Source organism: Mycobacterium sp. (assembly GCF_049280035.1).
Lineage (GTDB): Bacteria > Actinomycetota > Actinomycetes > Mycobacteriales > Mycobacteriaceae > Mycobacterium.
Genome location: NZ_JBAPPI010000776.1, coordinates 1 through 2637 on the forward strand (window position 1 = coordinate 1; position 2637 = coordinate 2637).

The following is a 2637-nucleotide window of genomic DNA, read 5'->3' on the forward strand; positions in this document are numbered from 1 at the left end:
AGTCAGATGCCCGAAACGCCTAGGGCTCTCCGATTCCGGGGCCCGCTCGCGCGTCTTCGCCGAAGTCATGAAGTGAAGAGGTCGCCGAGGGATTTCTGAACGTCTTCGATCCAGCCGTGCGCGCCCATGCCTGCGTAGGCTGCTCCGGGGCCCCTCCCGTCGTTGGGCCGCCAGGCGTTGCCCCCGTCGGCTTTATGGGCCTTGTATCCGGCCTCGGGGAAGTTGTACCAACGCCGGGTGTTGTGCTCGACCATCTGCGCGACCTCGTCGTCGGGTACGTTGGCGAACACTTCTTCGGCCCGGGCGCGGCTCTTGGGCCAGAACGAGTCGGAGTGGGGGTAGTCGCACTCCCAGGTGATGTTGCCGATACCGATGTCGTACCGGTTCTTCACCCCGGCTTCGTCTTCGATGAAACAGCCGGAGATGTTGCGCCGGAACGACTCCGACGGGGCAATCGTCGGGTGGATGTTCTGGTAGTACTTGTGCTTGCGCCACACGTAGTCGGCGCGCTCGACAAGATACGGCATCCAACCGACGCCGCCTTCGGAGAACGCGACCTTCAAGTTCGGGTGGCGGTGGAACACCGGGGAGAACAGCAGATCGGTGCACGCGGCCATCGACGTCGTCCCCATCAGGGTGATCATTACTGCGAACGGCGCTTCCGGCGCGATCTGCGGGGGGAAGCCACCCGAACCAAAGTGCATCACCGCCGTCAGGTTGGTCTCCTCCATCGCCGAGAACACCGGATCCCAGTGGTCGGTGTGGTAGCTCGGCAGACCAAGGTTGATCGGGTTGTCCGGTAAACCAATCGCTCGGCAGCCCTTCGCCGCAACACGTTCGATCTCAGTGACCATTAGCGCCGGATCCCATAGCGGCACCATCGCCATCGGGATGAATCGCGCCGGGTCGGTAGCGCACCACTCATCGAGCGAGAAGTCGTTCCACGCTTGCGCACCCAGGAGTGAAAGCTCCTTGTCCTCGCCTTCGAGGAAGATGGTGCCGCAAAATCGTGGAAACGACGGGAAGCACAGCATCGCCTCGACGCCATCGATGTCCATGTCGGCGATGCGGGCCTTGGGGTCGTAGCAGCCCGGGATCATGTCGTCGTAGCGGACCGGTTCCAGGCCGTACTCCTCGGGCTTCTTGCCGGCGACGGCATTGAGCCCGATATAAGGGTAGGGACGGTCTTCGTACAGCCATGACTGCATAGGTGCCAAGCCGTCACCGCGCGGGATCTCGACGATGCGCGGGCCTCGCTCGAGGAACTTCGACGGCAGCCGGTCGGTCCATACCTTGGGGTGCTCGATGAGATGGTCGTCGACCGATAACAACTTCATGTACGGCTGCAAAGGCATCGCAAGGCACTCCTTCGGTCACACGACGACTGCGGGGCGGTGACTGCAGTAAGAGTACGAACGGGTGTCCGAGAAAGTCAAGTGATCACTTGACTACGTGTTGCGATCGCGCTTAGTGTGGCTCCAGTCAGGGCCCTAGCGCGGGAGGTTTAAGCGTGGAACTCGACCTGTCGAGCATGATGACCGATCCGGCTCTGGCCAATAATCCGTGGCCGGTCTACGCAGGTTTGCGCGATCACGCCCCAGCGATCGCGGCGCCCTTCAGTCGCTCGCGCAGCGGCACCGTCGTCGTGCTCTCGCGATACGAGGACATCCGAAAGGCGCTGAGTTCGCCCGAGTTGTTCGAGGCCAATGGCGCCAACGAGATGGGCCAGCAACGTCCGTGCATTCCTCTGGACGTCGACCCGCCGAACCACGCCAAATATCGCAAGCTACTCGATCCGTTGTTCTCACCGCGGGCGGTACGGGCGATGGCCGATGAGACCCGAGCCATCGCGAAGGAGATGCTTGCCAAGGTTGTCGAGGATGGCCACGCCGATTTCCATGCGGCCTTCACGGTCCCGTTCCCGTGCCGGGTCTTTCTTAACGTCGTCGGCTTCCCCACCGAGGACCTGGACAAGTTCCTGGTCTGGAAGGACGCCTTCGTGCACGGCGAGGACGTCGCGCAAAGTGACGACCTGACTGTGCTGCGCGAACTGTGGAAGAAGACCGCCACCGAGGTGTACGCGTACTTCGACGTCCTGCTCGACCGCCGAATCGCCGAGCCCGCAGACGATCTCGCGACGCGGCTGGTTCAGGCTGAGGTCGAAGGCGCACCGTTGACCCGCAACGAGATGCTCGACATCTTGTTCCTGCAGATGGCGGCCGGGCTCGACACCGTCACGGCCACTTTGGACTGCGTCATCACGCGACTGGCGAAGGACGCGGAGCTGCAAGCCGCGGCGCGCAGCGAGTCGGAAAAGATGCGGCAGATTGTCGAGGAATTGTTGCGGATCGAGTCGCCGGTGTCGCTGGTCCTGCGCTATGCGACCCAGGACATGGTGATGCACGACGTCAAAATCGCCAAGGGTGACATGGTGCTGTTGATGTTGGGCTCGGCGAACAATGACGACCGCGAGTTCGAGGACCCGCAGACACTCGACGTCGACCGCAACAACACCCGGCATCTGGCCTTCGGCGGCGGCGTGCACCGTTGCCTCGGCTCACACTTGGCCCGCCAGGAGTTGTCGATCGCGCTCGAGGAGATCTTCGCGATCCTCGGGCCGTTCAGCATCCCCGAAGG

Annotated in this window: 2 protein-coding genes; one reads left to right on the plus strand and one right to left on the minus strand. The window is 62.8% G+C overall.

What is annotated here, in order from left to right:
• Positions 1-65: 65 nt before the first annotated feature.
• Positions 66-1355: an amidohydrolase family protein gene (locus tag WAN71_RS24810; protein WP_422227868.1), complete on the minus strand. Its 1290-nt coding sequence runs from the start codon at positions 1353-1355 to the stop codon at positions 66-68.
• Positions 1356-1510: 155 nt separating this feature from the next.
• On the opposite strand from WAN71_RS24810, the gene WAN71_RS24815 reads away from it, so the two are divergent.
• Positions 1511-2637 (plus strand): cytochrome P450 (locus WAN71_RS24815; RefSeq protein WP_422227869.1); only part of this gene is annotated, 1127 nt, incomplete at its 3' end.

Coding starts and splice junctions, on each gene's coding strand:
- WAN71_RS24810 (WP_422227868.1), bottom strand. CDS start 1,355: ATGCCTTTGCAGCCGTACATGAAGTTGTTATCGGTCGACGACCATCTC.